This window comes from Martinezella lusitana, assembly GCF_900094565.1.
Classification (GTDB): domain Bacteria; phylum Pseudomonadota; class Alphaproteobacteria; order Rhizobiales; family Rhizobiaceae; genus Rhizobium; species Rhizobium lusitanum.
In genome coordinates, this window is sequence record NZ_FMAF01000030.1 from 23,926 (window position 1) to 48,074 (window position 24,149).

A 24,149-nucleotide genomic window follows, 5' to 3' on the forward strand; every position below is an offset into this window, starting at 1 on the left:
TTGTGTGCCCGCACTTAGATCTCTTCATGGCCACAGGAGGGAGTGCGTATGGAAAGTACGCATTAAAGCTGCTCACCAAGCTCGTTGCTGGCTCCGGGCACGCCGTCTTGCGTGAAGCGATATGCACAGCCGTGCTCAGCAGATCCGCGGCAACTGTTCGCCCCATAGCCAATCGACAATGCGACTGCCACCAAACGACGTCGCCATCTGGACGAAGCAATGGTCGTCATCCTCGGCATGGCCGATCAATGCGGCCTGCGCACCCAACGGATGCGCGCGCATGACGGCGAGCAGCGCATTCGCAAACTCTGGCGCCACCAATACGACGAGCTTGCCCTCGTTGGCGACGTTGAGCGGGTCGAGGCCGAGCAATTCGCAGGCCGCGGCTACTTCCGGTTTGATCGGAATGGTCTCCTCGTCGATGCGGAGGCCGACATTTGAGGCATTGGCGATTTCGTTGAGTGTCGCCGCAAGTCCACCGCGCGTTGGATCTCGCATCAGCCTGATTGACGATCCGGCGACCTCGACCATTGCCGCTACTAACCCGTGCAGCGCAGCGCAATCCGATATGATGTCCGTATCGAAATCCAGGTTCTCGCGCTTCGACATCACGGCGACGCCGTGATCGCCTATCGAACCAGAGATGATGACCGCATCGCCTGGCCGCGCGGCATCGGAGCGTAGGTCGAGACCGGCTCGAATCATGCCGATGCCGGAGGTGGATATGAACACGCCGTCGGCTTTGCCGCGCTCAACCACTTTCGTATCGCCAGTGATGATTGGCACACCTGCCGCGCGGGAGGCCGCTCCCATGGCGTCGGCAATTCGATTAAGATCTGCGAGCGGAAACCCCTCTTCAATAATGAAACCTGCCGAAAGATAGAGCGGGCATGCGCCGGCCATGGCAATGTCGTTAATCGTCCCATGCACCGCAAGCGAGCCAATATTGCCCCCCGGAAAGAACAGCGGCGAGACAACATAGCTGTCGGTGGTCATCACCATGCACCCTGCCGGAACCGCAAATGCCGACTGATCGTTGCCAGCCCGGAGCCAGTCATTGTCGAAGGCCCTGTGGAAAATGCCCTTGACCAACTGGTCCGTGGCGCACCCCCCCGCCCCATGCGAGAGATCGATGCGTCCGTTCCTGAGGTCGAGCCGCGACCTTTTGGCTTTCGTGGTCATGCGATCGTCCTGCTGCTTTCGTCCGCCTTTCCCTGCCTGCCGAAACGGCCGTAGAGCCAATACGCGGCGCAGGCGCCTTCCGACGACACCATGCAGGAACCCATCGGCGAATCGGGCGTGCAAACCTTACCAAACAGCTTACAGTCGGACGGCTTCTTCACACCGCGCAGGATGGCGCCGCATTCGCAGGCCGGATTGTCTTTTGCCGCCGGCGTCACGACGTCGAAACGTTTCTCGGCATCGTATTTGGCATATCCAGGCCTGAGGCCAAGCCCACTTTGGGGAATCGCGCCCAGTCCCCGCCATTCGAAGCTTTCCCGCAATTCGAAGACATTGGCGATCTCGCGCCTCGCCTTCTCGTTGCCAAGGGTGGTCACGGCTCGGATATACTGGTTCTCGACTTTATGGACGCCCTCATTGACCTGGCGGACGAGCATCAGGATTGAATAGATGACATCGAGCGGCTCGAAGCCTGCCACCACGATCGGCTTGTTATATTCTTCGGCAAGGACTTCAAATGGCTGCGTACCAATGACGGTGCTGACATGTGCAGGGCCGAGCAATCCGTCGATCTTGATAGTGCCGAGCGTGCGAGCATCGGAGTTTTCAAGGATAGTCTGGATCGCAGCCGGTGTTAGCACGTGGTTTGAGAAGATCGAAAAGTTTGCGAGGTCCTTAGCGATCGCGAACCGCAGCGACAGCGCCGTCGGCGGCGTCGTGGTCTCGAAACCGATGGCAAAGAAGACGACTTGCCTGTTCGGTTCGGCTTCGGAGATGTTTAGCGAATCGAGTGTCGAATAGACCATGCGAATATCGGCGCCGGTCGCCCTGGCCTTGAGCAGACTCGAGCCGTTTGAGGATGGTACACGCATCAAGTCACCATAGGTGCAAAGTGTGATTTCTGGGCACATGGCAAGCGCGATCGCTGCGTCGATGCGGCCGATCGGCAGCACACAGACTGGACATCCCGGTCCATGAATCATCTGCACATTGGACGGCAGCAGGTCTTCAAGGCCATAGCGCGAAATTGCATGGGTATGGCCGCCGCAGAATTCCATGAAATGATAGCTGCGCGCCGGATCTACCGCCGCTGCGATTTGGCGAGCAATATCTTTGGCGAGCTTGGCATCGCGGTATTCGTCTATATATTTCACGCCGGACCTCCCAGGGCAGCTTCGCGGATCAAGGCAAGCGTCCTTTCTGCTTCTTCAGTTTCGATCTTTGCAAGCGCGTAGCCGACGTGGAGGATGAGATAGTCACCGGGCGTCACATCCTCCACGAGTGCAATCGATATGACCTTTAAGACGCCGTCCAGCGTTACCTTGGCCATATTGTCTGGCAGCAATTCCACCACCTGGACCGGTAGGGCTAGGCACATGTCCGGTGCTCCCAGTTCTGGGCGCAGTCGTGTTTGATGACGTGCCGTGCAAAGGCGGCCTGACCGAGCGCTATACCCCCGTCATTGGGCGGGATCTGGTGCGGCAGGTAGGGCTCGAGGCCATGGTCGCGCAAGGCGCTGGAAAGACCTTCGGCCAGAATGCGGTTTGTGATGCAGCCGCCGCCGAGCATGATCGCTCGCGTGCCAGCCTGCGATGCACCAAGGGAAGCCCAATCGGCGAGGCCGCTGATCAGCGTGCCGTGGAATAGGTCTGCGGCCTTTCGGCGGCCAAGCTGCCGCTCCGCCAGATGGATGATGAGGGGTCGGAAATCAAGCAGGCCATCGGCGAGACTGTAGCCCCCGGCAAGACATTGGGGATCATCGACGAGTGCTTCGAGTTCCATTGCTGCCTGCCCCTCGTAGCTCTGGACGAGGCGGACGCCCGCTATCGCAGCCACTGCATCGAATAGCCGCCCCAAGCTGGACGTATCGGCTGATTGCAAGCCGCGGGAAAACATCGCATCAAGTTGCGCGACACCAGGATGTCCGGGCCAAAGCGTGGCCGCAAGGTCGCGCCGGCCGGCGGCCTGAAGAGCGGCAATTCCCATGCGCCAGGGCTCCCGCGCGACCCGGCCGGCGCCTGGCGCCGGCAAGGGCAGAAGCGAAGAGAGCCGTCGCCAGCGAGGACCGTTGACGACCAGCATTTCGCCTCCCCAACTACTGCCATCGACGCCATAGCCGTGGCCGTCGAGTGCAAGCCCGAGGACCGGCCCGCCGGCATGATGTTCCGCCGCCACGGCCGCGACATGGGCGAGGTGATGTTGCACCGGCAGAAGCGGCAAATCCAAATGTTCCGCGATCCGCGCTGAACGAAAATCCGGATGCAGATCGCAGGCAGCAAATTCGGGCCTGACATCAAGGATAGAGCAGAGATGCTCGAGGGCTTCCCGCTGGAATCTGATCGCTTTGACATTGTCGAGACCGCCGATGTGCTGCGACAGGAACGCTTCCCGGCCCCGTGTCACGCAGATCGCGTTTTTGAAGTCCGCGCCGGTGGCAATCACGCATGGGCCGTCCTCGCCAAGATCGACCGGCTCCGGGACAAAACCCCGGGCGCGCCTCAGAAAGCTCGGCGCGCCGTCAATTACCTGCATGACGGAATCGTCAGCGCGAATGGCAATGTCACGGTCATGTGTGACGATCAGGTCGGCAACCCCGGGAAGCCGATGCATGGCATCGTCATTATCTGATACGAGCGGTTCACCCTCCGGATTGGCGCTGGTCGCAATCAGAGCGGCGGGAGCGCCGGCCGCTTCTGCTGCAAACGCGGCAAACAACAGGTGGTGCACCGGCGCATGGGCGAGCAGCAGGCCGATCCGACTGAGGCCGGGAGCGATGAGCTTGGAAAGGTGATCACGCGCCTCGATAAGGACGATCGGGGCGGCGGTCGAGGCGAGCAAATCCTCTTGCGCCCGCGAGGGCCTGGCAAGTATTCGGGCTGTCTCAATGTCCGGCACCATGATCGCGAACGGCTTCTCGTCGCGCATTTTGCGTCGTCGGAGACGATCAATCGCCGTATCATTGCGTGCGTCGCAGAAGAGCTGGAAGCCGCCGACGCCCTTGATCGCAATGATCTGGCCATTCATGAGCCGCGCGGAGACCTCCGCGATAGGATGGCTAAGCTGTGGGCCGCAAGCCGGGCAGGCGAGGGGCTCACTATGGAACCGCCGGCTTTCGGGGTTGGCATAGTCTGCGCCGCAGGCGCTGCACATCGGGAACGCAGCCATCGAGGTCCGGCCGCGATCATAGGGGAGCGCACGGGTGATGGTGAAGCGCGGGCCACAATGAGTGCAGTTGACAAAAGGATAACCGAAAAAGCGGTTGTCCGGATCATTCAGTTCGTGCCGGCATTCGACGCAGGTGGCAGCGTCGGCGCCAATGCGCGTGGCGCCACGGCCGCCGACGCTTTCGAGGATTTCGAACGTTTCGTCGCCGGCCGGCTCCAGTTCCAGCTTATCGACGGTATCGACGCGGGCAAGCGGCGGCGCCTCCTTCCAGACGCGTTCCGCAAAGCAGTCGACAGCGGTGCCCTCGACCTCGATCAGCACGCCGGCGCTGTCGTTGAGCACGAAGCCGGTAAGCTGCATCATTCTCGCAAGCCTATAGACGAACGGCCGGAATCCCACCCCTTGCACGGCACCGCGCACACGCACTCGCAACCGCCGGACACGATCTTCCGCCATGGATGCCAAGGTGCTCACCATCGTCAGACTACCTGCGAAGCTTTCGCGATCCGGGCCGCCTCAGCCTCCAGCCAGAAATAGAACGCTTCCATGCCGTCGCCGCTGCGCGCAGAAACCGTGAGAGTGCGAAGGCGTGGATTGACGCGCAGCGCATTAGCGATGCAGCGCCCGACATCGAAGTCGAGATGCGGTAGCAGGTCGGACTTGTTGAGAATCATCAGGTCGGCGGCCGCGAACATGTCGGGATATTTGAGCGGCTTGTCCTCGCCCTCGGTAACCGAAAGCACCACGACCTTATGGGCCTCGCCGAGATCGAAAGCGGAGGGACAGACAAGATTGCCGACATTTTCGATGAACAAGACTGAACCGGGCTCGGGCGCCAGGTCCTCGACCGCGTGGCCGACCATGTGGGCGTCGAGGTGACAGCCCTTGCCGGTGTTGATCTGGATTGCGGAAACACCGGTCTTGCGGATGCGTGCGGCATCGTTGGAGGTCTCCTGGTCGCCTTCAATCACGCTGATCGACATTCGGTCCTTGAGGTCGTGAATGGCGCGCACCAGAAAGCTGGTCTTTCCCGACCCGGGGCTTGAAACGAAATTCAGCGCAAAGATGCTGTCACGAACGAACCGAGCCCGGTTTTCGGCAGCATAGGCATTGTTTTTGGACAGGATGTCCTTTTCGATCTGGACGATGCGCTCCGGGTTCATGCCCGGGACATGCACGCCGGCAATCCGTTGATGATGTTGGAGCGCACCGTGTTCCGCGTAGTGACGATCATGAGGATGTCCATGATCGTGCAGGTGACCGCGATGATGATCATGGTCGCCTTGCGCGCCTGTCTTGCTCTTGCCATCTTCCAATGTTGCCATCTCGCAGCCGCATACCGTGCACATCAGATCACCTCCATGTCCTTGATCCTCAATTCATCGCCCGCCGTCGCCTGCACCTGATACCGCCCACAATCCGGGCAGGCGCCAAATCGCTCATCGAGGGGCACCGTCTTCCCACAATCGAGGCACCAGCCCTCGCCGGCGATGCGGTTGATTTCGAGTGCGGCATGTTCGGCAATCGTCCCACGCCGCACAGCTTCGTAGCAGAACAGGAGCGAATCCGGATTGATATGGCTCAAGACACCGACATCGAGGCGGATCGATTTGACTGCGCTCGCACCATTTAGCTGCGCCATCTCGCAGACGATGGCGATCACACTCTCCATCAACGACATTTCATGCATGCGCGGCATCGCGAACGTTAAGCTTGAACTCGACGCAGGGATCGAACAGAGCCGCGAGGCGATAAACTGACCGGGCTGCTGATTCATGAGCACCGATCCGCGATGACAGTAGGGTTTTGACAAATGGACCGGCCGGATGAAAATTCCATTCGGTCGGGGCCAGTATCCGGTAGGCGCAAAGTTTCCCGTTCGCGTCGATCTCGGCCTGATGATAAAGTCTGCCACGCCCACATTCCACCACGCCAAAGCCGCCGTCGCCGGGCACCGAACCACCGGCCATCAGTTCGGAAGGATCATTCTGGCCCTTGGCAAGATGCGCGAGTTGCTTCAAGCAAAGGCCAACGTCGCCTATGCGTGCCATGAAGCGTTGCCTAAGGTGCGGATCGTCTGGCCTGCTGGTGTCGCAATGCCGGGCATAAGCACCGGTTTCGACGACCCGACCGGCAAGATGCGGCAAGGCGCAGTAGTGCGCATCTTTGCAAAGATGGGCAATAACTTCGGCATCATCGGCGGCACTCAGCGGATCAGGGCGCCGGCCTGAAAAAGTTCGGTCGTCCTTGATATCTCGAAAAATCGCCGCGCAAGCCGTGCCATCCGGCGACAATCCGTCGTCTTTCGAGATGCCGAGCCCCTCTGCTGCATCGGCAAGCCGCCGCGCGTTGGCAGCCAGGGCACTATGGTTCACTTTTTTCTCTCGCGATTGGCCGATGATTGCCTGCGACGCGGCCAGGGCGCCGCGCAGATATTGGCCCGCGTCAGCCACCAGACGTAACGATATTGATGAGGGCCAGTGCAAAATCAGCGCCCTCAAAGTTTCGAATATCCGTTCGGCAAGCAATCCGGCCACCGCCGCGAGCTGCTCCTCGATGGGCATCGGTAGGCCGGCTGCATTCAGGATGGCAAGGCGCGCCGCCACCGATTGCGAATAGCCACAGAGCGAAAAAACCCATCCGACAAGCATGGGCGCCTCTTCCGGTCGATGGCCAATGAACATGCGTGCCAATTCTTGCGGGCGGTTGACCCTCACGTCCACGAAACAGGCAAGCGCTTGCGACACCGTCACATCGATCCGGATCGAGCCGGCGCTAAGGAGATAGGTCATGCAACAAGCTCCCGAAGCGCTCGGAAAACCCTCCAACGCAGATCACGGCGCATGGGGCTGGCGGTTGGATGGGATGGCGGCGCGAGCGCAACGATGTTGAAAAATGCGCGCATCGCCTTCAACACCGTCCCCATCGTTTCAAACTCAAAGGCCATGAAAAACAGCAAGCAGGAATCAAAACCGCCAGTCGTCTCGGATTTTTGCCGGCGATGAATTCGATCACGCCTGCCCGCACATTCCGAGTCGTGCCTACAGCAGCCAAAATCATGAACCGTGGCGTCGCGACGATGCGGTCGTTCGCCCGCCGAATGCCAGCAAGCTCGTTTCCGAAGCGCCTTTCGCGGGCGCATAGACGTCCAGCATGTGCCGCCTTTCACCCTATCCTTATCCGAAACGGTCACATGCGTGACGAGATTCTCGAAGCTGATCATTTGAAATAAGCCTCCTCGACATCACGCAGGCGCGCGGCGGAGTCGCGGAAATCCTCTTCAGTCGCGAGGGCGAGGGATGGGATGTCGACGATTTGCAGCATGTCGAGGACGATCTCATCCATGTTGTCGTAAAACTGTACGGACCAAACGTTTCGGGCCCCTGCTGCCGTCACGCGACAGGTGCGGTAGCCGCGTGATGTCAGTTGTACGGGACCGGCTCCGAGCGTGACCTGCAGGAAATTCACATCCTCGATGCTCATCGGAAACAACGACAAAATGATAGCGTGCGCAGGATCGCCATCCCGGTACTGGACAATGCGGTCACCGATCTCGGTCAGCACCGGCATGACGTTCATAGCGCCAGGCGGCGCAGGTCCATGTGAGACCAAGGCCGGCAGCGCCGTGCAGGCCCTCCGCACCGTCATAGGAATCGGGCCGACCTCGATATATTCCGCAATGAGGTCGCCGGCGGGGTCGGTAAAGCGCATATGCCAGACGCCGGCCATAACCGCTTCCTTGAACTGCGCCAGGACCCCGGAGGGCAGCGCCGCTACCCCGCAAACCTCGCCCTTGCCGAGCGTCTGCGTGACCAATTTCTTGTCATCGTCGTCGAATTCGAAAATGTCGAATAGCTGCCCCGGCTGGCCGGCTTTTTGCACCGCAAGCGTTGCAGCAATGTCGGATATGAGCATTGCGGCTCGGCAGCTTCGGCCGTTTAGGGAGCCAACTGGGTAGGCTGGCATTGTCTGCTCCAAATCAGCGTGTAATTCATTCTCGCACTTGGGATCTGCAAGCGGCGTACCAGTTGCTGAGAAAGATGGGTCGTATTGATCTGAAGGAAAATTCCGGTCGCGGTCTTATGCGGATGCGCACACGCGGCCCCGATGCTGAGGCAGCGCGTTACGCTTCGCAATATTCAGCAATCCGCCCGCAGCCAGCAGGATCGATCTCGTCCGTCTCCGGCTGCCCTTGGACAGTCCACATGAACATGTGGCCGACAAGGAAGAGGAGATTGCGTTCAGTTGAGAAATACGAACTGCCAGTTTTCCCGCAAATGCAACGGTAATTCCGGCTCGCGGGAGATAAGATCGGCAAATAGCGTTTCGAATGACCGTCCTTCGACCGCTTCAGCAAGACCGGCCAACGCATCGTCGATCTTGTGTGCTTCGTCGGCATCGAGCACCCGGATCGCAGATCCTAGATGAGTAAGAACGTACGTCCCAACCGGTTGCGGGCCGACCAGCACCATCGAAATCGCAAAAACCGATCCGTGGCGCTCGCACTCCGCTGTAAATTCGCCACCAGTCACCTGCATCGGAATTCCTATGCACACAATCAGCCCCTCGATCTGCCTGGGTTCATGATATTGGGAACCGGAAGGGTTCTCGCGCGGGTCCTTGGGTTTTGGATGCAGCCGGCGAACAGGAACGCAACCGACGACTGCCTCGGTTGCATCGGAACCCCCCTGAACCACTCAATTCGCCCGGTCCGCTCGCCGCTCGTAATGTGCAAAATCGATGTCGTTGGCGAGGAGAGCGGGCGCGGCGGTGCGGCGCGAACTGATGGCGACGCCCCATCGCTCCAGGATGCCGGCGGCTACCATTACGGCGGCCGGGATTACGGATTTGACGGGCTCAGTCACCGGTCCGCCCCAGCTATCGAGGTCCACCGGTTGGCAGCCGATCAGTGCGAGTCTTGCGGGATAGCGATCGAGAAGGTCGGCAGCGCTCAGAACTTCCTGGAAGCCTGTCTGGTGCAGGCTCATCTTTTTGGCGCCGGTGAATTTCGGCACGTCGTCATTCTCGACGATCTTCAGCGTGCCGGGCGCGAGACCGAAGTCGACCGCGTCGAATACAATCAGATGATCGGCTTCGGTGACATATTGCACGAGATAAAGGCCCTGGGTGCCGCCGTCGAGCACGGTGACGTTGGTCGGCACCGCATAGGCCTGGTGGAAGGCTTCGACAGCGCGGACGCCAAAACCCTCGTCCGCCCAGAGAATATTGCCAATGCCGAGCACCAAAACGTTCGGTTTGCGAGAGTTCGCTTCGTCCATCCTAGTCCTCGTTGTGCTTGGACAGCCGCTCGCCCGAAATCATCGACGAAACGATGCTCTGGCGGCTGACGATGTCCTCGCGTACCGCGATATAGATATGGATCATCACGAAGATCAGGATCACCCACATTCCCAGATGATGAAGGGTATGAACGGACTGGCTGTTCGGCCAGATGAAGAATACCCGACCAAACAGCCTGTATGCCCAGCTGTCGTGGCCGACGCTTTCGCCATAGAGCGCAAATCCGGTGATCACCATGAATGTCAGCGGCAGCGTGAACGTCACGAACATGACGAATTGCGACAGCGGATTGTGGCCAGCATATTTCAACGCGCGTCCAGTAAGGAATGTGTAAACGCGCACCTCGTGCAGCCATTCGCTCCAGAACCGTCCGCTCCAGAAGGGAACGTAGAAGATTTGGCGTGCATGCACGTTGCCGACGAAGACCCAGTAGATTCTGAGGATCAGGGCCACGGCCAGGATCTGCCCGGCGGCGAAATGGACAAAACGGATATAGCCCATCAGGAAATTGGCGCTCGCCTCGCCGGGTGCCGCCGCCAATGGGCTGCCGATGAAATAACCCGTCAGCGCCAGCGCCAGGATGGAGAAAGCGTTTATCCAGTGCCAGAGGCGAACGGGCGCCTCGTAGGCATACACGTTTTCGCGCTCGCTGGCGCGTTCGTCATCGGCGTTTGAGATAGCAGAGATGCTCATGATCGTCCTCCTCATCTGACTTGGACCTTGGCCATTTCCTGTCCGTCCGGGCTCATGATATGGGTGGAGCATGCAAGGCACGGATCGAAGGAATGGAGGGTTCGGAGGATTTCGAGCGGCTGCGACGGATCCGACATAGGCGTGTCAATCAGTGAGGCCTCGAACGCGCCGATATTGCCGTGCGGATCGCGCGGACTACCGTTCCAGGTGGTCGGCACCACACATTGATAATTGTCGATCTTGCCCCCCTTGATCTTGATCCAGTGTGCGAGGGCGCCGCGCGGGGCCTCGGTGAAGCCGACGCCCTTGACCTCGCAAGGCCAAGTCTCCGGCTTCCATTTGTCGATGAAGGCGGTGGCGCTGTCGCCGGCCTTGATATTGGCGACCAGCTTGTTGTGGAAATAGCGCATCTGCCGGCCTGCCCAGACGGATTCGAGCGCGCGAGCGGCGGTACGCCCTAGTGTCGAAAATAACGCCGCGGTCGGCAGGCCGAGGTCCTTCAGGACCTTGTCGACGGGATCCTTGAATTCTGCCTTGCCCTGGGCGTAGCCCAAGACCCAACGGGAAAGCGGGCCGACTTCCATGGCGTGGCCGCGCCAGCGCGGCGCCTTGATCCAAGAATATTTTCCGCCTTCGTCCAGCTCTTGAATGTTGGTCTTGGTGCCCTTGGCATTCGGCCCAAGCTCGTAATGCGGCACGGTGACACCGTCCCAGGGATGCAAGCCCTTGGCCTCGTCCGGATATTCGTACCAGGAGTGACTGACGAATTCCTGGATCTGCTCTGGATCGGAATGGTCGACTGGCAGGACTTCGTTGAAATTGCCATTAATGATCGCACCGCGCGGAAGCTTCAGGCTCGCCTCCGTGTAGTCATTTGCGTGTTCCGGCACGTCGCCATAGGCAAGCACGTTCTTGCCCGACAACCCGCCGCCGAACAGCCAATCCTTGTAGAAGGAACCGATCGCCATGATGTCCGGTAGGTATACCTTCTCGTTGAACTCGATCAGCTGGTCGATCACCGACGAAATTTGGTTTAACCGTTCCATTGTAATCGCGCCGACGGCTCCCGTGCCGTCGAGGTTGATCGGACAGGGCACTCCGCCGACCAGCCAATTCGGATGCGGATTTTTCCCGCCGAAGATCGTGTGGATCTTGACGATCTCCCTCTGGAAATCGAGGGCTTCGAGATAGTGTGCTACGGCCATCAGGTTCGCTTCAGGCGGCAGCTTATAGGATAGATTGCCCCAGTAGCCGTTCTTGAATGGACCAAGCTGGCCGGATTGGACGAACTTTCTCAGCCGTGTCTGGATGTCTTTGAAGTAGCCCGGCGAAGACAATGGCCAATCGGACACCGATTGGGCAAGCGCCGAGGTGGCCTTCACATCGGCCGTGAGGGCAGATATGACATCCACCCAGTCGAGCGCATGCAGGTGATAGAAATGCACGACGTGGTCATGAACCTGCAATGCCAGCTGCATGAGATTGCGGATCGAATTGGCGTTTTCCGGAATGGTTATGCCGAGCGCATTTTCAACCGCCCGCACCGATGTGAGCGCATGGGTTCCGGTGCAGACGCCGCAGATCCGTTCCGTGAAAGCCCAGGCATCGCGTGGATCGCGATTTTTGAGGATGACTTCAATGCCTCGCCACATTGTGCCGGTGGAAACGGCATTGCGGATGATATTGTCCTCGTCGACATTGACCTCGACCCGCATGTGGCCTTCGATGCGGGTTACAGGATCGACCACAAGACGCTTGCCGGAATTGTCGAGCGTGAAGCCATCTGGCGTTTGGATGGTCATCGTGATCTTTCCTGTCCATTGCCGTTTTTAGGACCGGTTTTCCCGCGCTTGGCGGTGACCTGCTTGACGGCGCTGATTGCAGCATGGGCAGCAATCGCCCCACCGACAACACCAGCTGCGGTCATGCCCACCTGGTCTGCAGTGGCTTCCACGCCGAATGGGCTGACCTCGGTCAGTCGGGAGTAAAAGCTTCCTGCGTCCCAGAAATTTTGTTCCGAGCAGCCGATGCAGCCATGACCCGACTGGATCGGGAAAGAGACGCCGCCATTCCAGCGAACGGTCGAGCAGGCGTTATAGGTGGTCGGGCCTTTGCAGCCCATCTTGTAGAGGCAGTAGCCCTTGCGCGCGCCTTCGTCGTCCCACTCCTCGACGAACTGGCCGGCGTCGAAATGAGCGCGCCGATAGCACTTGTCGTGGATGCGCTGCGAATAAAACATCTTAGGCCGACCCTGATGATCGAGTTCGGGGAGCTTGCCGAACGTGGTGATGAAGGTGACGACGCCGGTCATCACCTCTGCGATCGGCGGACAGCCAGGCACTTTGATGATCGGCTTGTCGCGGATCACTTTGTCGATCGGCGTCGCCTCGGTGGGGTTGGGCGTTGCGGCCTGAACGCAGCCCGAAGAGGCACAGGTTCCCCAGGCGATGACAGCCAGGGCGCCTTCGGCCATCCATTTGAGTTTCTCGACGAAGGGTCGCCCGCCATCGATGCAGAACATCCCGCCTTCGTTGAGCGGCGGATTGCCTTCGACGGCAAGAATGTACTTGCCCTTGTGCTTCTCCTTGGTCTCTTTGAGGATCGCCTCGGCCTGGTAGCCGGCCGCCGCCATGATTGTATCGTCGTAATCGAGTGAAATCATCGACAGGACTACATCCTTGGCCAGCGGATAGGCGGAGCGGATGAAGCTTTCCGAGCAGCAGGTGCATTCGAGCCCATGCATCCAGATCACCGGCACACGCTCTTTGGTTTCAAGTGCCTCGGCCATCGCTGCGGCCGTATCGGAGCCAAGGCCGAGGCAGGCCGCCGTGAGGCTGCAGAACTTCATGAAACTGCGCCGGGTTATGCCCTGGCGACGGATAACATCGTAAAACGTTTCGGTCGCGGCCATCCTGCTCCTCCACCTTCCCACCCCTGAGGCCTTTTTATTCAGTGAGCGATTTTAATCCTCGATCTCAACTCGACCCCTGAGTGGCGACCGCTTTTCAAACCGCTTCAGCCGAGGCCTTTGACTGGTAGCCGACGTTCCCCATGATGTGGTAGTCACTGAGGTCTGCCTCCTTCGTTAGGTTCCAATAGTCGATAAGGCGCCAAGGGCTGTTTGTTACGATTCGCCCCCGGGCGTTGCGGAAATAAGTGGACATGCCGGGATGGCTCCAGATCATCTTCTGGTGCATTTCCTGGATCGTCCGGTTGTAGTGTTGATAAACGTCTTGCCGGCATTCCACCTCGGATAACTTCTTTTCTCCCATCTGGCGCAGAACGCTCAGCACGTAGTCCAGCTGGCTTTCGATCGTGAAGATGAAGTTCCCGCGATGACCGAGGGCTGTATTGGGGCCGTAGAGCATGAAGAAGTTCGGGAAACCCGGCATGACGCTACCAAGATACGCCTGACAGTCGTCATCGTCCCAAGCCTCACGTACTGTCACGCCATCGCGTCCGAATATCTGAACTGGAAGCAAGAAGCGTGTGATATCGTAGCCCGAGGCGACGATGAGAACATCTGCCTCATGGCTGTCGCCATTTATCGCTCGGATCGACTTGCCTTCGACCTGTGCAGCAGCGCTGTCCACCAGACTGACCTGCGGCTTCAGAAGGGTTCTGTACCAGCCATTGTCCAGGAGCATTCGCTTGCCGAACGGCGGGTAGGGGGGAATGACCTTCGCCAGTAGCTCGGGCCGCCCGGCGAGCTGTTCTTCGATATATCGTGTACACGTCTCGCGGTGGCCGTCGTTCAGCGCATTCACAGAGCGATCGGGATGCGGCCATGCCGGATCCTTCTGCAGGGATTCGTGCACTTGAGTATCAAAAATCCAACTCAGCCGGAGCCTATAAAGCCATTCGTAATGTGGTACCGCGCGGAGCAAGAACTGCATCGACTCGGGAACCGACATAAGAAATTTTGGAAAGGGTGCCGCCCATTGGCGCGATCGTTGGAAGATTGTCAGGGCGCTCACCCGATCGGCGATGGCCGGGACAATCTGCATTGCCGATGCTCCGTTTCCGATCACAGCCACGCGTTTGCCGTCGAGCGTAACCCCGGGATCCCAATTGGAGGTGTGCACCAACGGTCCGTCGAAGTCACGCAGCCCGGGAATGTTTGGCCATTTTGGCGTGGTAAATCCGCCCACGGCTGAAATGACCACATTGGTTACAAGGGTTTCTTCCCGCCCGTCTGGCAAGCGCAATCGAGAATGCCAAGTCCGGCTTTCCTCATCATAACGAGAAAACAGGCATTCCGTGCCGTAGCGGATTGAGCTTTCAATACCGAAGTCGCAGGCGACCCGGTTGAGATATTCATCAATTTCCTGCTGCAACGGGAAGAACTTACTCCAGTCGCCGCTGGCAAACGTGAAGGAGTATAGATGTCCGGGCGTGTCGACCCCGCAGCCAGGATAGCGATGTGAATGCCAGACCCCGCCTGTGCGGTCCTGCTTTTCAATCTGGATGTAAGAAACGCCCAGTTGTCGCAGCCGAACTGCGGCCGCGATGCCGGACATGCCGGCTCCGATGACAAGTATGCGGAAGTTGTCCGGCAAACACACCGGATCAGGAACCGCGCCTGAATACCTCCGCAGCTTGTGGATCATCATGTCAGCATATTCCGGCGGAATAGGCTCAGCTTCTGACATGGAGAGCATGCGGATCAATTCTTCTGCCGATAAGTCTGCCCTTGCGATGGGAACGCCTTGGCGCCAAGCCATGATGGCGCTCAGTGCTGCATCGCGAATCTCCGCCTGCAATTCGATTGCCAGACCACCGGAGTCGTTGTCGTCCCAGCCGCTCTTGGCAGGAATAAACCGCGGACCTAGCCAATATTCTCGTCCTGTGAACTGATAAAGCAGGAGCAACAAGGTTGGGATATTGGCCGAAGGGAGTGCTTCGGCGATACGCTGACGAAACTGGTCGATGTCTTCAAAGTGAGCCATGGATTAGGTTCCTGCGGTTGAAGGATCTGGACCAATCGTCCAAGGCCTCGCGCCTGGATGCGATTGCTGTCCAAGTTCGAGGGTTCCACGACGGGCGTTTGGGGAGATTCTGCAGCAATTCGGCAAATATCAATTCAAAACGCGCCGGACCGGTCGGCATTGATCGCCGCGAACAAAAAGCCGCCTATTGAGGCGCCGTCAGATTAGAGGTTATGACGACGATGAGGGTTTGCTCGTGCGTTCGTCGCGACCACCCAGGTACAACCTGATGCGTCTGCGTGGCCACCGTTCGATATTCCTCGGCGAACATGGCCTGTTCCTTCTTCGGGATCTGGAGCCTTCTGCTCTCGGATGACCGGGCATAGGTCCCGGCAGATAATTTGGCGCTAACATTTCGACATCTCCATGCGGTACCGTCGGACCGTGACGCGTCTGCAAATGCTTCGCAGCAATATGCGTGCCAAAGGAAAAAATGTTTTCTTGTTCAACATAATCGATCAAACCGCCCGGCGTTGCATATCGATCGATTGTCGCATATCGGACAAGGCCAAGTGATCTTGACCCGTTAACCGCCTGACGAGCGCGAGGGACTGCTGCCGACCTCCTCGCCGGGACATCGAGTTCGGGGCCGAGCGTCTCGGCCGCGAATGTTGCCCAATCCGTTATGCCCGATATTCCCTCGCGCTTTGGCCGAAAGGGCACGACAAATCGTTGCCAGACATGGGTGGAATGGCTGGTTATTGCCAATAGCATGCGAAGGATTGGCTCTTCGCCGGCAGCGGCGGCAGGACTTGTTCTTAGGTCGCCTTTTCCAGCACGTGAATGTCTGAGCCGGCGGCATCTGAAAGCACATCAACCGACACAAGCCCTGCCAGGTTCGCGCATTCTCTGAAAAACTCTTCCGAAAAAGAAAATGAGTTCTTCAAATGCAGCCGATCACCATTTTTAAGTTCGATGCTTTTTCCTTTGAGTCGAAACGACAAATTTCTATTCACCGTCGCGGTGTGGATCACCTGCATGAAGCTGTCATCACCTCTTATATCCGCCTCATACTCAAACACTCCTGGATCAAAGTTATCGTCGACGGGTAATTCTGCCTTCATTCGATAAAATACGTTTAGCTGAAATTCTGGATGCGCTTCGTAGTAGGCTTTTGCGACATTCCACCTCAGATCCGAGCCTATTGAGATCGCAAGCCAGCACTTCTCAGCGCTGTTCGATATCCTCCTCAACGCCTGGACAACCGCCGCAACCGGAGGAGCCTCACTTATGGAAGCGGCAAGATTCCCAAAAGTCCGCCCGAACATGACGACCAATGCCGTTTCCTCATCGGAAAAAAAGCGCCGCCCGGAAAAAATGTCATCTCGTATGAACTCGATCTTCAGGTCGAACGATGGTGGCGATCGCTCTATATCCGAGAGGAACTCGTTCGAGCGATCAACCAGTACGCAACGTGAGGTTTTTCCGCGCAACTCCGTTGCAAGGGGAAGGGTCTTCTGCTGAAATGCTCGCACTGTTCCGGGGCCAAAGTCGAGAATTGACACCCCTTTTTGAGATCGCTTGCCCTGAGGCCATCGGACATACTCTTTTACTCTCTGCTGAAGGTCTCGTGCCAACTTGATCTCGGCGTCGACCATATTGGTTGTCCCGGTATCCAACGCATTGTTCATCCTCTGGGTTTCAGCCCTTGCCCACAACAGCGAGCCGCTCATCGAATTGCCGTCCCGATCACATCCAGTGTGGTGAGCGTATTGTTCTGGACCTAAGTCTGGCGCATATTTTTGTTGAAACAGCTTCAAACTCGTTTCAAGAAAGCTCACAATTGCTCTCCTCTGTGGGTGGCGATGGATTGGCGACAGGCGAAACTTTTGCGCAAAAAATTCTTTTGCCCGTCGCATTGAGCGCACGGATCGTGGCGGCGGCTTTCTGTGCCATACGTATGGCGGTGTCTTTGCAGCTACCCACCTTTTTGTGTGGGGCCGACTGTCGGATTTTCCTCCTCCAGCAAGTCGGCGGCGGTTCAGGCATTATTCAGGCCAAGGCAGAACATCGTTTTAAAACAATGAAGTGCTACTCATGCGCCTTTGACCGTGTCCGGCATTGTCGGAAGCGCGACACCGTAATGTCGCGTGTTTGCTCGTCGACCTCTACGCCAAGTTGCTTGCGCGAGCGCGATCGCGTTTCACCGGTTTTTGTTAGCTCCTCGACACAAGCTTTTTCAGCTTGCTCGGGATCAAATAGCCGAAGAGCAACGGGAAGATCGCTTTTCGGCCGACCAAAGGGAACTGGCATGAATTTTGAACTCTCTCTGCGAGGCGATCAGCGCTGCCGGCACCTTGAGTGGCCTCATAATCGGGGGATGTCGGGTCGCGATCGACCGGACAACCAGATCGCGACGGTCAATAGCCGGAGTTGCCGAGTATCGCCACTCGCCCTCTTGGCTTTTCGATCGGCAGATGAAGAGCGGCAATGGGACTTCAGCCGTCAAAGAACATGACGGGCTAATGCAGCCAGCCGCCGTTCAGGAGAAATCAATTCGTGGGTGACCCAATTCCAGATCATGTTCCGCGCGAAATGGTGAGCGACTTCAGCTTGTTCACGTCACCCGGCATGCAACGCGTCTCCAATGGAGATCCTCATGGAGCCGCCGCTCGTGTTCACGCCGGACCACCAGTGTTTTATTCACTCCACAATACGCGTGATGGTCGTGGCACGTGGCTCAGAACCCGGGCCAAAGACCAACGCAAAGTGCTGCAGGACCCTGATACTTTTTCCAGCAATCGCAGCATTTTCGCCTCTGCGCTCGGTGACGACTGGCCGTTGATCCCACTCGAGCTTGATCCACCGGCCCACGGCATCTTTCGCTCCCTGCTTAACCCCCTGTTCTCGCCAAAACGAGTGATGGCGCTGGAAGCGTCTATCCGTGCGCAAGCGATCACCATTGTCGAAAAGATCTCCGTGTCGGGTAAAAGCTGCGAGGTGATGAAAGATTTTGCCATTCCATTCACAGTTGGCGTCTTTCTTCAGTTTTTGGGATTACCGAACGAGCGGCTCGACGTATTTGTCGGCTGGGCGAAGGCCTTGCTCCACGGAGATAAGGTCCAACGATCGGCAGCCGCTCGGTCTATTCTGGAGTTTATCGATGAACTTGCGGCCTTGCGCCGGAAAGAGCCTGCAGGCGACTTCATGACCTTCGTCGTGCAGGCACAGATCGATAGCCGCCTGCTGGCCGAAAACGAAGTCCGTGGCATCGGCGTACTATTGTTCGTCGCGGGGCTCGATACGGTCGCAGCCGCGATCGGCTTTGACTTGGCCCATCTGGCACGCAATCCAAAAGACCAAAATTTGTTGCGCAGTGAACCGGAACGGATCGTGCTCGCAACCGAAGAATTGTTGCGGGCATATTCGACCGTACAGATGATTCGTGTGGCAACGAAAGATATCGATTTCGAAGGCGCGCCGATTCGCAAAGGGGATTATGTTTGCTGCGCTACGATGATTGCCAATCGTGATCCGGCGGAGTTCGAGGATCCCAACGTGATTGACCTGGCACGCGAGGACAACTGCCACACCGCGTTCGCCGCAGGTCCCCATCGTTGTCTTGGTTCGCACCTTGCCCGGCGGGAGATCATCATCGGCTTGGAGGAATGGCTGTCTCATATTCCTCATTTCCGTATCAAAGAAGGTACGGCCCCCATAACCCATGGCGGCCATGTGTTCGGGATCGAAAATCTGGTCCTGGAATGGTCATAACTCGAGCGCCGCTATGCAGCTTCGGAGGTGCGGCATGCACATCATCGTCCACACTGCCAAATGCCAGGGACACGCGCGATGCTGGTTCCAAGCGCCGGAGATCTTCAAGTTGGATGAGGATGGTTATATCCTGCCCGGCAATATCGACGTTGCTGCAGGGAACGAATTTCGCGCATCCCGGGGTGCTCGATCATGCCCCGAACGTGCGCTGGAAATCACCCGCTCATTCGATACAGTTGGAGTCACGGCGTGAACTGAGGCTTTAGACCTGCAAGCGATAAGCAGACGGTTGATCGACGATCCACCCGTGTTTCAAAAGCTGCTACCTGCAAACATCATGCGCCGATGTCGCTCAGGTCTGTCTGACATGCGACAATGGCGGACTTGCCGGAGAGCTGCTTTAAGAAAGTTACTGCAAAACAAAGGGTTTTTCCTGCGGCATGCATATTGCTTCGAGCCATTTGCGAACGCTTCACGATCAAAGTCAACTGAGCGGAAATGTCGAAAATGTCAGCAAAATGCTCTCTGCCGCCGCCTACCTCCTGCCATCAGATTTCCGGACGTAATGGAGAGATCTGGTCTTGTCACCAAGGAATATTCAGGACGAATTGCTTCTCTTGAAAACGTAACGATAGTCCTTGCTTGCTCAGGGATGGGAATGAATCCCTGATCCCAAATCTCATGCATAAAATTCGCTTTCCAGGACGATTGTTGAGCACGCGTTTAGCGCGGGCGATGAATTTCTCTTTGACCCAAACATCGGAGCTTCAGTGAATATCAGACCCATTCTTCTCGGCGGGATTGCAACACTTTCAGTCGCGCCTTCCGTATGCGCTATCGATCAAGTCGTCGCCGTCGAGCCGGAACCGGCTGAACTTGTCCGCATCTGCGATGCCTACGGCAAGGGCTATTTCTATATCCCTGGATCTGAAACCTGCATGCAAGTCGGGGGTATGGTCCGCACGCAGGCATCGTCATACAATCCTTACGCCCCAGTTGAACCCAGCGGCACCACCTGGCTGACGCGAAGCGAAATCTATGTCAATGCGGCAACGGAGACTGAATATGGCCTCCTGAAGACGACGACGACTCTACGGTTCGATTATACGGACGATAGTAGCACGATCGGCGCCGATCTACCTGTGGCGAATATATCGCTTGGTGGTTTCCTCATCGGCCGCGCCGGCTCTCAATATAATGATTGGATCGGCTATGTCGGCAATGTCATCAATCCGGATGTAATCGGCAATGGCCCTCTCAAATTGAATCAACTTTCGTATTTTTATGATTGCGGCGTAAGCGCCGTCTCCGCCCCATTGAATTGGCTATATTTTGAGGCTTGCCGGGTGTGCGAGAAGGTTTCCAGGACTATCTGGAGATTTGCATGGCAGATGATGGATTTGTTGGGCGTTACGAAGTTGTCGAGCCGCGCCGCGGAAACCGGCGTTGGCCGGACGATGTGAAGGCGCGGATCGTGGCGGAAAGCCTTGAGCCTGGCGTTCGTGTTGTTGATGTCGCGCGCCGTCATGACGTTGTTGCGCACCAGCTTTCCTTGTGGCGCCGGCAAGTGCGCGAGGGCATTCTGGCGTTGCCTTTTGAGACTATGTCGGGCCAGTCGGAGAGCGGCGATGCCGAGCCTGCATTTGTGCCTTTGGCGATTGCGGCAGAGCCGAGCGAGGCTGTGAGTGTTTTGGCGCCGCCGCTGCCGGCGACGGTTTCGTCGGTCTTGACATTGGAGATCGGCCCGGACGTTGTGATGCGGGTTCCCGGCGATGTGCCGGTTGAACGTGTGGCGGCTCTGGTGCGAGCCATGCGAGGGACGGCATGATCGTCGCGGGCCAACGCCTGCCGATCCTGATTGCAACGCGGCCGGTTGACTTCCGCTGTGGGCATCAGGCGCTGGCTCTGATGGTGCAGACCGAATTGAAGCTCGATCCGCATTCCGGGGTGACGGTGATCTTCCGGTCGAAGCGCGGCGATCGCCTGAAGATCCTGGTGTGGGATGGCACCGGAATGGTGCTAACCTACAACGATCTGCATTCATACTGCATCTCTCTTTCGGATTCAGTTGAAGGTTTTGGCGTGTCTGGCATTTTCCTTATGGGCGGCGAGGCGATCGACGAGTTGGTTCCATCGACTGCATTGCTTTTGCGGTAAATCGCTCTTCGGAAGCTCGTACAGGTAATAGTGTCCGTTGTAGGCATGGCTGGTGACGAGGCCATGTTCAGCCCATCTGGCGAGGGTATGCTCATGGATATTGAGGTGTGCAGCCGCCTCCTTCTTTGTCAACATCCCACGATCCCGGAGCCGGTCATAGCGTGATCTCAGCTTGTATTCGCGAACAAGATAGGTGACGCGTTTGGTTGTGAAGCGGGCGTTGCGCTGGTCACGGCGCGTCACCGAGCCCGGACGGTATCCCTGATTGTTGAGAATGTCGGCGATCTCGGAAAAAATATGATCGTCGAGGAGTTTATCGATCAGTTGGATGACGTCGGGGCTCGTCTTGACCTGCTGGCTGGGCGATTTTGGGCTGATGGTGACGAGTGTCTGGGTTTTGCCGCCTTTGAAGCGAATATGAGCCTTGGTTGTGCCTCTCTTCGGTAGTTTGAGGAGGGTGACATCCTCAATGATGTGGGCAAGCAAGCGCTTTCGTTCGCGGTTCGGGGTCTCTGAATTGGTCCAGAGCTTTTTGAAGTCCGCCGTCATTGTGACCAACCGCTCTTGGACGGCCTTATTGAGGATGAATTGATCGTGCTCCTGGGCGCGCTCGCGCTCTTCGCGGGCATTAGCCAAGATGCGGAGCTTCTCGTTCCATTCCCCTTCGAGCGTGTCGGCGACAAGGCGGTTATTGGGATCGACGAGCATGAAACGGCGCTGGGCGAGATCGGCCTCGGTTTGGGCGCGCTCGATTGCGCGACAGCGCAGCCGGTCCGCCTCTTCATGTCGCGCTTCGATTTCTTTGCGGACTTCAATTGCCAGTTCGACGGCTGCCGGCGTCATCTGATCCGCGATCAACATGCCGATGGCTTCGTCGACGGGAGGAGCAGCGATCGCCTGGCACACGTGTTCTCCGCGATTGCTACGGGCGCGGTCACAAACGTACCAGGCTTCCTGTCGACCGCGTCGGGCAGCGTAGCGCATGTGAAAATGCCTGCCGCATTGCCCACACACGGCCCGTCCCTGCAGCAGCGCCGGTCCTTCCCGCGGAGGCGATGCGACACCGGCGTTCCATTTATGGCAGATGTTCGACTTTAGAATCCTCAGGTTCTCTTGGTGCTGCTCCCAGCTGATATAGCCGGGATGGGCATCTGGAATACACGCCGTCCAATCGTCGGTACCTTGTTCACGGACGAGCTTTTTGCCATCGATGGTTCGTCGATAGCGACGGCGACCATAGGCATAGGCTCCGGCGTAACGTGGATTATGCAGCACGCGCATCGCCGTCGAAGGCGTCAGTGGCCGAAAAACAGTCTGGCTATCGTGCAGGCGGGAGGGAAAGAGAATACCTTCCTGACGAAAGGCCTTGACGGTCTGGGAGGCGGATCCGACGCGAGAGAACGTCTCAAAGAAATGAGCAATCGTCTCTCTAATTTGCATGTCCGGATCGAGAGCCACATTGCCGGAATGGTCATAGACCAGTCCGGTTGGCAGGGGGCAACGGAACTCGCCGCGCCGTGCCTTGTTGAGAATACCGCCGCGCAGCCTTGCCTTGATCACATGCAGTTCGGCCTCACTCATTGTTCCCTTGAGGCCGAGCAGGAGGCGGTCGTTGAAACTTGCCGGGTCATAGACACCGTCCTCGTCGAGGATCAGGGTGTCAGCAAGGGCGCAGATCTCCAGTAGACGCTGCCAGTCGGCATTGTTGCGCGCCAGCCGGGAGACCTCCAGACCCATGACGATCCCGGCATGCCCCATGCCGACATCGCTGACCAGCCGCTGAAATCCCTCGCGCCAGACCGCCGATGCGCCGGATTCACCCTGATCGTTATCGATGACGATAATTTGCTCCTCGCGCCAACCAAGTGCGATAGCGCGCCCGCGAAGCGCATATTGCCGCATGGCGCTCTCGGTATTGTCGATGACTTGCCGCATCGAAGATTGGCGGATGTAGAGGTAGGCGCTGCGTTCACGGTGATGGGACTGGACTTTGAGGTGTACATTCATGTTCATGGTGCTCTCCGTTGGTGGATGCTCATGGCGATGGTCGCCAGGACATGAACGACGGCGCTGAGGTCGTCGCGCGCCGGTCGGGTGGCCAATGACAGGTAAAACGGGTCTTGATCAGGGCTTGCCGCCGCAGGCAGTGCACGGGCCCATCCCCACATGCCGCGGCGCAGAAAAAGCATGAGGCCGCTACGGGCCTTGAGCGGCAGAACTTCGCCGAGAGCTGCACTGCGCAGCATCTCGTACTGGTCCGCGATGGCCGGCAATGAACATGCCGGTCCCGTGGCAACGTCTAGCGGATCGTTTTTTTTAACACCCGCTCGATCGTCCTGGGATGAAGCTCGATATCGAGTTCGTTGCGGACCATCTTGGCGAGCTCGCGTGCATGAACGGGTACGCCCGGAACCAGCCTTGCCTGCAGAAATGCCAGGACTTTGTCGTCGACCTTGTGGGGCCCGCGGGGACCCGGCTTTGCCGGCACCAGTCCAGCAATCCCACTCGTGTCGAAGTTTGCCTTGGCCTGGTAGTAGGTCGGTCTGGAAACACCATACTCGTCGGAAGCGTCCGTTACCGAGACGTTGTCGACGGAGACGCGTCGCAGCATCTCGTATTTGACCTGGACGGCGTCGCGCGGATCGAAGAACTCGCTGCCGCGGAACTTCGGGTCGCGCACCTTCTCGGAATTTGGATTGAAGGTGCCCTCGTCGATGAGGGCATCCATCTTTGATCGCTTGCCGCCGTACTTCGCAGGCATTGCGGGCTCCGGGTATGAGATCGAGCATTAATGTAATGCTAATTATACCGCACTTCTGATTTGTATCAAGGACATTCTCTGAGCAAATTAGGGAAATATGCCATACAGCGAGTCCTCTTGCGGCATAATCTCGTTTACATTAGCGGCATAATTGTCCTTACACTCCGCTCGCCACCGCGCTGCCAACC

25 protein-coding genes are annotated in these 24,149 nt (G+C 58.0%); 6 read left to right on the forward strand and 19 right to left on the reverse strand.

Annotation, left to right across the window (positions count from 1 at the left end):
* Positions 1 to 135: 135 nt before the first annotated feature.
* The 15 genes from hypE to GA0061101_RS32355 all read right to left on the reverse strand — a co-directional run bounded on the left by hypE (position 136) and on the right by GA0061101_RS32355 (position 15,290).
* Positions 136 to 1,182, reverse strand: a complete 1,047-nt coding sequence (gene hypE / locus GA0061101_RS32285; protein ID WP_004112828.1) for a hydrogenase expression/formation protein HypE — start codon at positions 1,180 to 1,182, stop codon at positions 136 to 138.
* Positions 1,179 to 2,336: a hydrogenase formation protein HypD gene (gene hypD / locus GA0061101_RS32290; RefSeq protein ID WP_004112837.1), complete on the reverse strand. Its 1,158-nt coding sequence runs from the start codon at positions 2,334 to 2,336 to the stop codon at positions 1,179 to 1,181. Before hypD ends, hypE begins: the two co-directional genes overlap by 4 nt.
* Positions 2,333 to 2,560 carry a HypC/HybG/HupF family hydrogenase formation chaperone gene (locus GA0061101_RS32295; RefSeq protein WP_004112840.1) on the reverse strand — a complete coding sequence of 76 codons (228 nt, stop codon included), beginning with the start codon at positions 2,558 to 2,560 and terminating at the stop codon, positions 2,333 to 2,335. Before GA0061101_RS32295 ends, hypD begins: the two co-directional genes overlap by 4 nt.
* Entirely contained in the window at positions 2,551 to 4,824 is a 2,274-nt protein-coding gene (gene hypF / locus GA0061101_RS32300; protein WP_004112843.1) for a carbamoyltransferase HypF, read from the reverse strand. Before hypF ends, GA0061101_RS32295 begins: the two co-directional genes overlap by 10 nt.
* Before the next feature lie 2 nt (positions 4,825 to 4,826).
* Positions 4,827 to 5,696, reverse strand: a complete 870-nt coding sequence (hypB, locus tag GA0061101_RS32305) for a hydrogenase nickel incorporation protein HypB (RefSeq protein ID WP_004112846.1) — start codon at positions 5,694 to 5,696, stop codon at positions 4,827 to 4,829.
* Positions 5,696 to 6,037: a hydrogenase maturation nickel metallochaperone HypA gene (gene hypA, locus GA0061101_RS32310; RefSeq protein ID WP_004112848.1), complete on the reverse strand. Its 342-nt coding sequence runs from the start codon at positions 6,035 to 6,037 to the stop codon at positions 5,696 to 5,698. The genes hypB and hypA overlap by 1 nt, the downstream gene beginning before the upstream one ends.
* A complete protein-coding gene (locus tag GA0061101_RS32315; RefSeq protein WP_245276690.1) occupies positions 6,030 to 6,884 on the reverse strand; it encodes a hydrogenase assembly protein HupF in 855 nt (284 codons plus the stop codon). Before GA0061101_RS32315 ends, hypA begins: the two co-directional genes overlap by 8 nt.
* 251 nt (positions 6,885 to 7,135) lie before the next feature.
* Complete coding sequence (locus tag GA0061101_RS32320; RefSeq protein WP_028754846.1) at positions 7,136 to 7,570, reverse strand: hypothetical protein; 435 nt, start codon at positions 7,568 to 7,570, stop codon at positions 7,136 to 7,138.
* Positions 7,567 to 8,262 carry a hydrogenase expression/formation protein gene (locus tag GA0061101_RS32325; protein ID WP_004112855.1) on the reverse strand — a complete coding sequence of 232 codons (696 nt, stop codon included), beginning with the start codon at positions 8,260 to 8,262 and terminating at the stop codon, positions 7,567 to 7,569. Before GA0061101_RS32325 ends, GA0061101_RS32320 begins: the two co-directional genes overlap by 4 nt.
* 326 nt (positions 8,263 to 8,588) lie before the next feature.
* Positions 8,589 to 8,903, reverse strand: a complete 315-nt coding sequence (gene hypC, locus GA0061101_RS32330) for a HypC/HybG/HupF family hydrogenase formation chaperone (protein WP_004112857.1) — start codon at positions 8,901 to 8,903, stop codon at positions 8,589 to 8,591.
* Positions 8,904 to 9,044: 141 nt separating this feature from the next.
* Positions 9,045 to 9,626: a HyaD/HybD family hydrogenase maturation endopeptidase gene (locus GA0061101_RS32335; protein ID WP_004112860.1), complete on the reverse strand. Its 582-nt coding sequence runs from the start codon at positions 9,624 to 9,626 to the stop codon at positions 9,045 to 9,047.
* A gap of 1 nt (position 9,627) precedes the next feature.
* Complete coding sequence (cybH, locus tag GA0061101_RS32340) at positions 9,628 to 10,356, reverse strand: Ni/Fe-hydrogenase, b-type cytochrome subunit (RefSeq protein ID WP_004112862.1); 729 nt, start codon at positions 10,354 to 10,356, stop codon at positions 9,628 to 9,630.
* The gene (locus tag GA0061101_RS32345) at positions 10,353 to 12,143 is read right to left on the reverse strand and encodes a nickel-dependent hydrogenase large subunit (RefSeq protein ID WP_004112865.1); all 1,791 of its coding nucleotides are present in this window, start codon (positions 12,141 to 12,143) and stop codon (positions 10,353 to 10,355) included. The genes cybH and GA0061101_RS32345 overlap by 4 nt, the downstream gene beginning before the upstream one ends.
* Positions 12,140 to 13,252 (reverse strand): hydrogenase small subunit, encoded by a 1,113-nt coding sequence (locus GA0061101_RS32350; RefSeq protein ID WP_004112868.1) that lies wholly within the window; start codon positions 13,250 to 13,252, stop codon positions 12,140 to 12,142. The genes GA0061101_RS32345 and GA0061101_RS32350 overlap by 4 nt, the downstream gene beginning before the upstream one ends.
* Before the next feature lie 94 nt (positions 13,253 to 13,346).
* Complete coding sequence (locus GA0061101_RS32355; RefSeq protein ID WP_004112870.1) at positions 13,347 to 15,290, reverse strand: flavin-containing monooxygenase; 1,944 nt, start codon at positions 15,288 to 15,290, stop codon at positions 13,347 to 13,349.
* 17 nt (positions 15,291 to 15,307) lie between these two features.
* Here GA0061101_RS32355 and GA0061101_RS39630 point away from each other — a divergent pair, with 17 nt between their 5' ends.
* Positions 15,308 to 15,481 carry a hypothetical protein gene (locus tag GA0061101_RS39630; protein ID WP_154660802.1) on the forward strand — a complete coding sequence of 58 codons (174 nt, stop codon included), beginning with the start codon at positions 15,308 to 15,310 and terminating at the stop codon, positions 15,479 to 15,481.
* Positions 15,482 to 16,087: 606 nt separating this feature from the next.
* Here GA0061101_RS39630 and GA0061101_RS32360 read toward each other — a convergent pair.
* The gene (locus tag GA0061101_RS32360) at positions 16,088 to 17,110 is read right to left on the reverse strand and encodes an L-histidine N(alpha)-methyltransferase (RefSeq protein WP_240535393.1); all 1,023 of its coding nucleotides are present in this window, start codon (positions 17,108 to 17,110) and stop codon (positions 16,088 to 16,090) included.
* A 754-nt stretch (positions 17,111 to 17,864) separates the two neighbouring features.
* Between GA0061101_RS32360 and GA0061101_RS32370 the strand changes: the two genes are divergently transcribed.
* The 5 genes from GA0061101_RS32370 (at position 17,865) to tnpB (ending at position 21,200) form a co-directional block, all read left to right on the forward strand.
* Positions 17,865 to 19,043: a cytochrome P450 gene (locus GA0061101_RS32370; protein ID WP_051043313.1), complete on the forward strand. Its 1,179-nt coding sequence runs from the start codon at positions 17,865 to 17,867 to the stop codon at positions 19,041 to 19,043.
* A gap of 34 nt (positions 19,044 to 19,077) precedes the next feature.
* A complete protein-coding gene (locus GA0061101_RS32375; protein WP_004112880.1) occupies positions 19,078 to 19,296 on the forward strand; it encodes a ferredoxin in 219 nt (72 codons plus the stop codon).
* Positions 19,297 to 19,813: 517 nt separating this feature from the next.
* The gene (locus GA0061101_RS32380; protein ID WP_004112883.1) at positions 19,814 to 20,506 is read left to right on the forward strand and encodes a porin; all 693 of its coding nucleotides are present in this window, start codon (positions 19,814 to 19,816) and stop codon (positions 20,504 to 20,506) included.
* Entirely contained in the window at positions 20,428 to 20,871 is a 444-nt protein-coding gene (gene tnpA / locus GA0061101_RS32385; RefSeq protein ID WP_015341991.1) for an IS66-like element accessory protein TnpA, read from the forward strand. The genes GA0061101_RS32380 and tnpA overlap by 79 nt, the downstream gene beginning before the upstream one ends.
* Entirely contained in the window at positions 20,868 to 21,200 is a 333-nt protein-coding gene (gene tnpB / locus GA0061101_RS32390; protein WP_081598427.1) for an IS66 family insertion sequence element accessory protein TnpB, read from the forward strand. Before tnpA ends, tnpB begins: the two co-directional genes overlap by 4 nt.
* Here the strand turns inward: tnpB and GA0061101_RS32395 are convergent.
* Genes GA0061101_RS32395 through GA0061101_RS32405 form a run of 3 tightly spaced genes read right to left on the reverse strand, consistent with a single transcriptional unit; the run spans position 21,108 to position 23,961 of the window.
* The gene (locus GA0061101_RS32395; RefSeq protein WP_240535394.1) at positions 21,108 to 23,213 is read right to left on the reverse strand and encodes a recombinase family protein; all 2,106 of its coding nucleotides are present in this window, start codon (positions 23,211 to 23,213) and stop codon (positions 21,108 to 21,110) included. The genes tnpB and GA0061101_RS32395 overlap by 93 nt on opposite strands.
* Complete coding sequence (locus GA0061101_RS32400) at positions 23,210 to 23,446, reverse strand: hypothetical protein (RefSeq protein WP_028754843.1); 237 nt, start codon at positions 23,444 to 23,446, stop codon at positions 23,210 to 23,212. The genes GA0061101_RS32395 and GA0061101_RS32400 overlap by 4 nt, the downstream gene beginning before the upstream one ends.
* Positions 23,447 to 23,499: 53 nt before the next feature.
* A complete protein-coding gene (locus GA0061101_RS32405; RefSeq protein WP_004112894.1) occupies positions 23,500 to 23,961 on the reverse strand; it encodes a helix-turn-helix domain-containing protein in 462 nt (153 codons plus the stop codon).
* Positions 23,962 to 24,149: the final 188 nt, after the last annotated feature.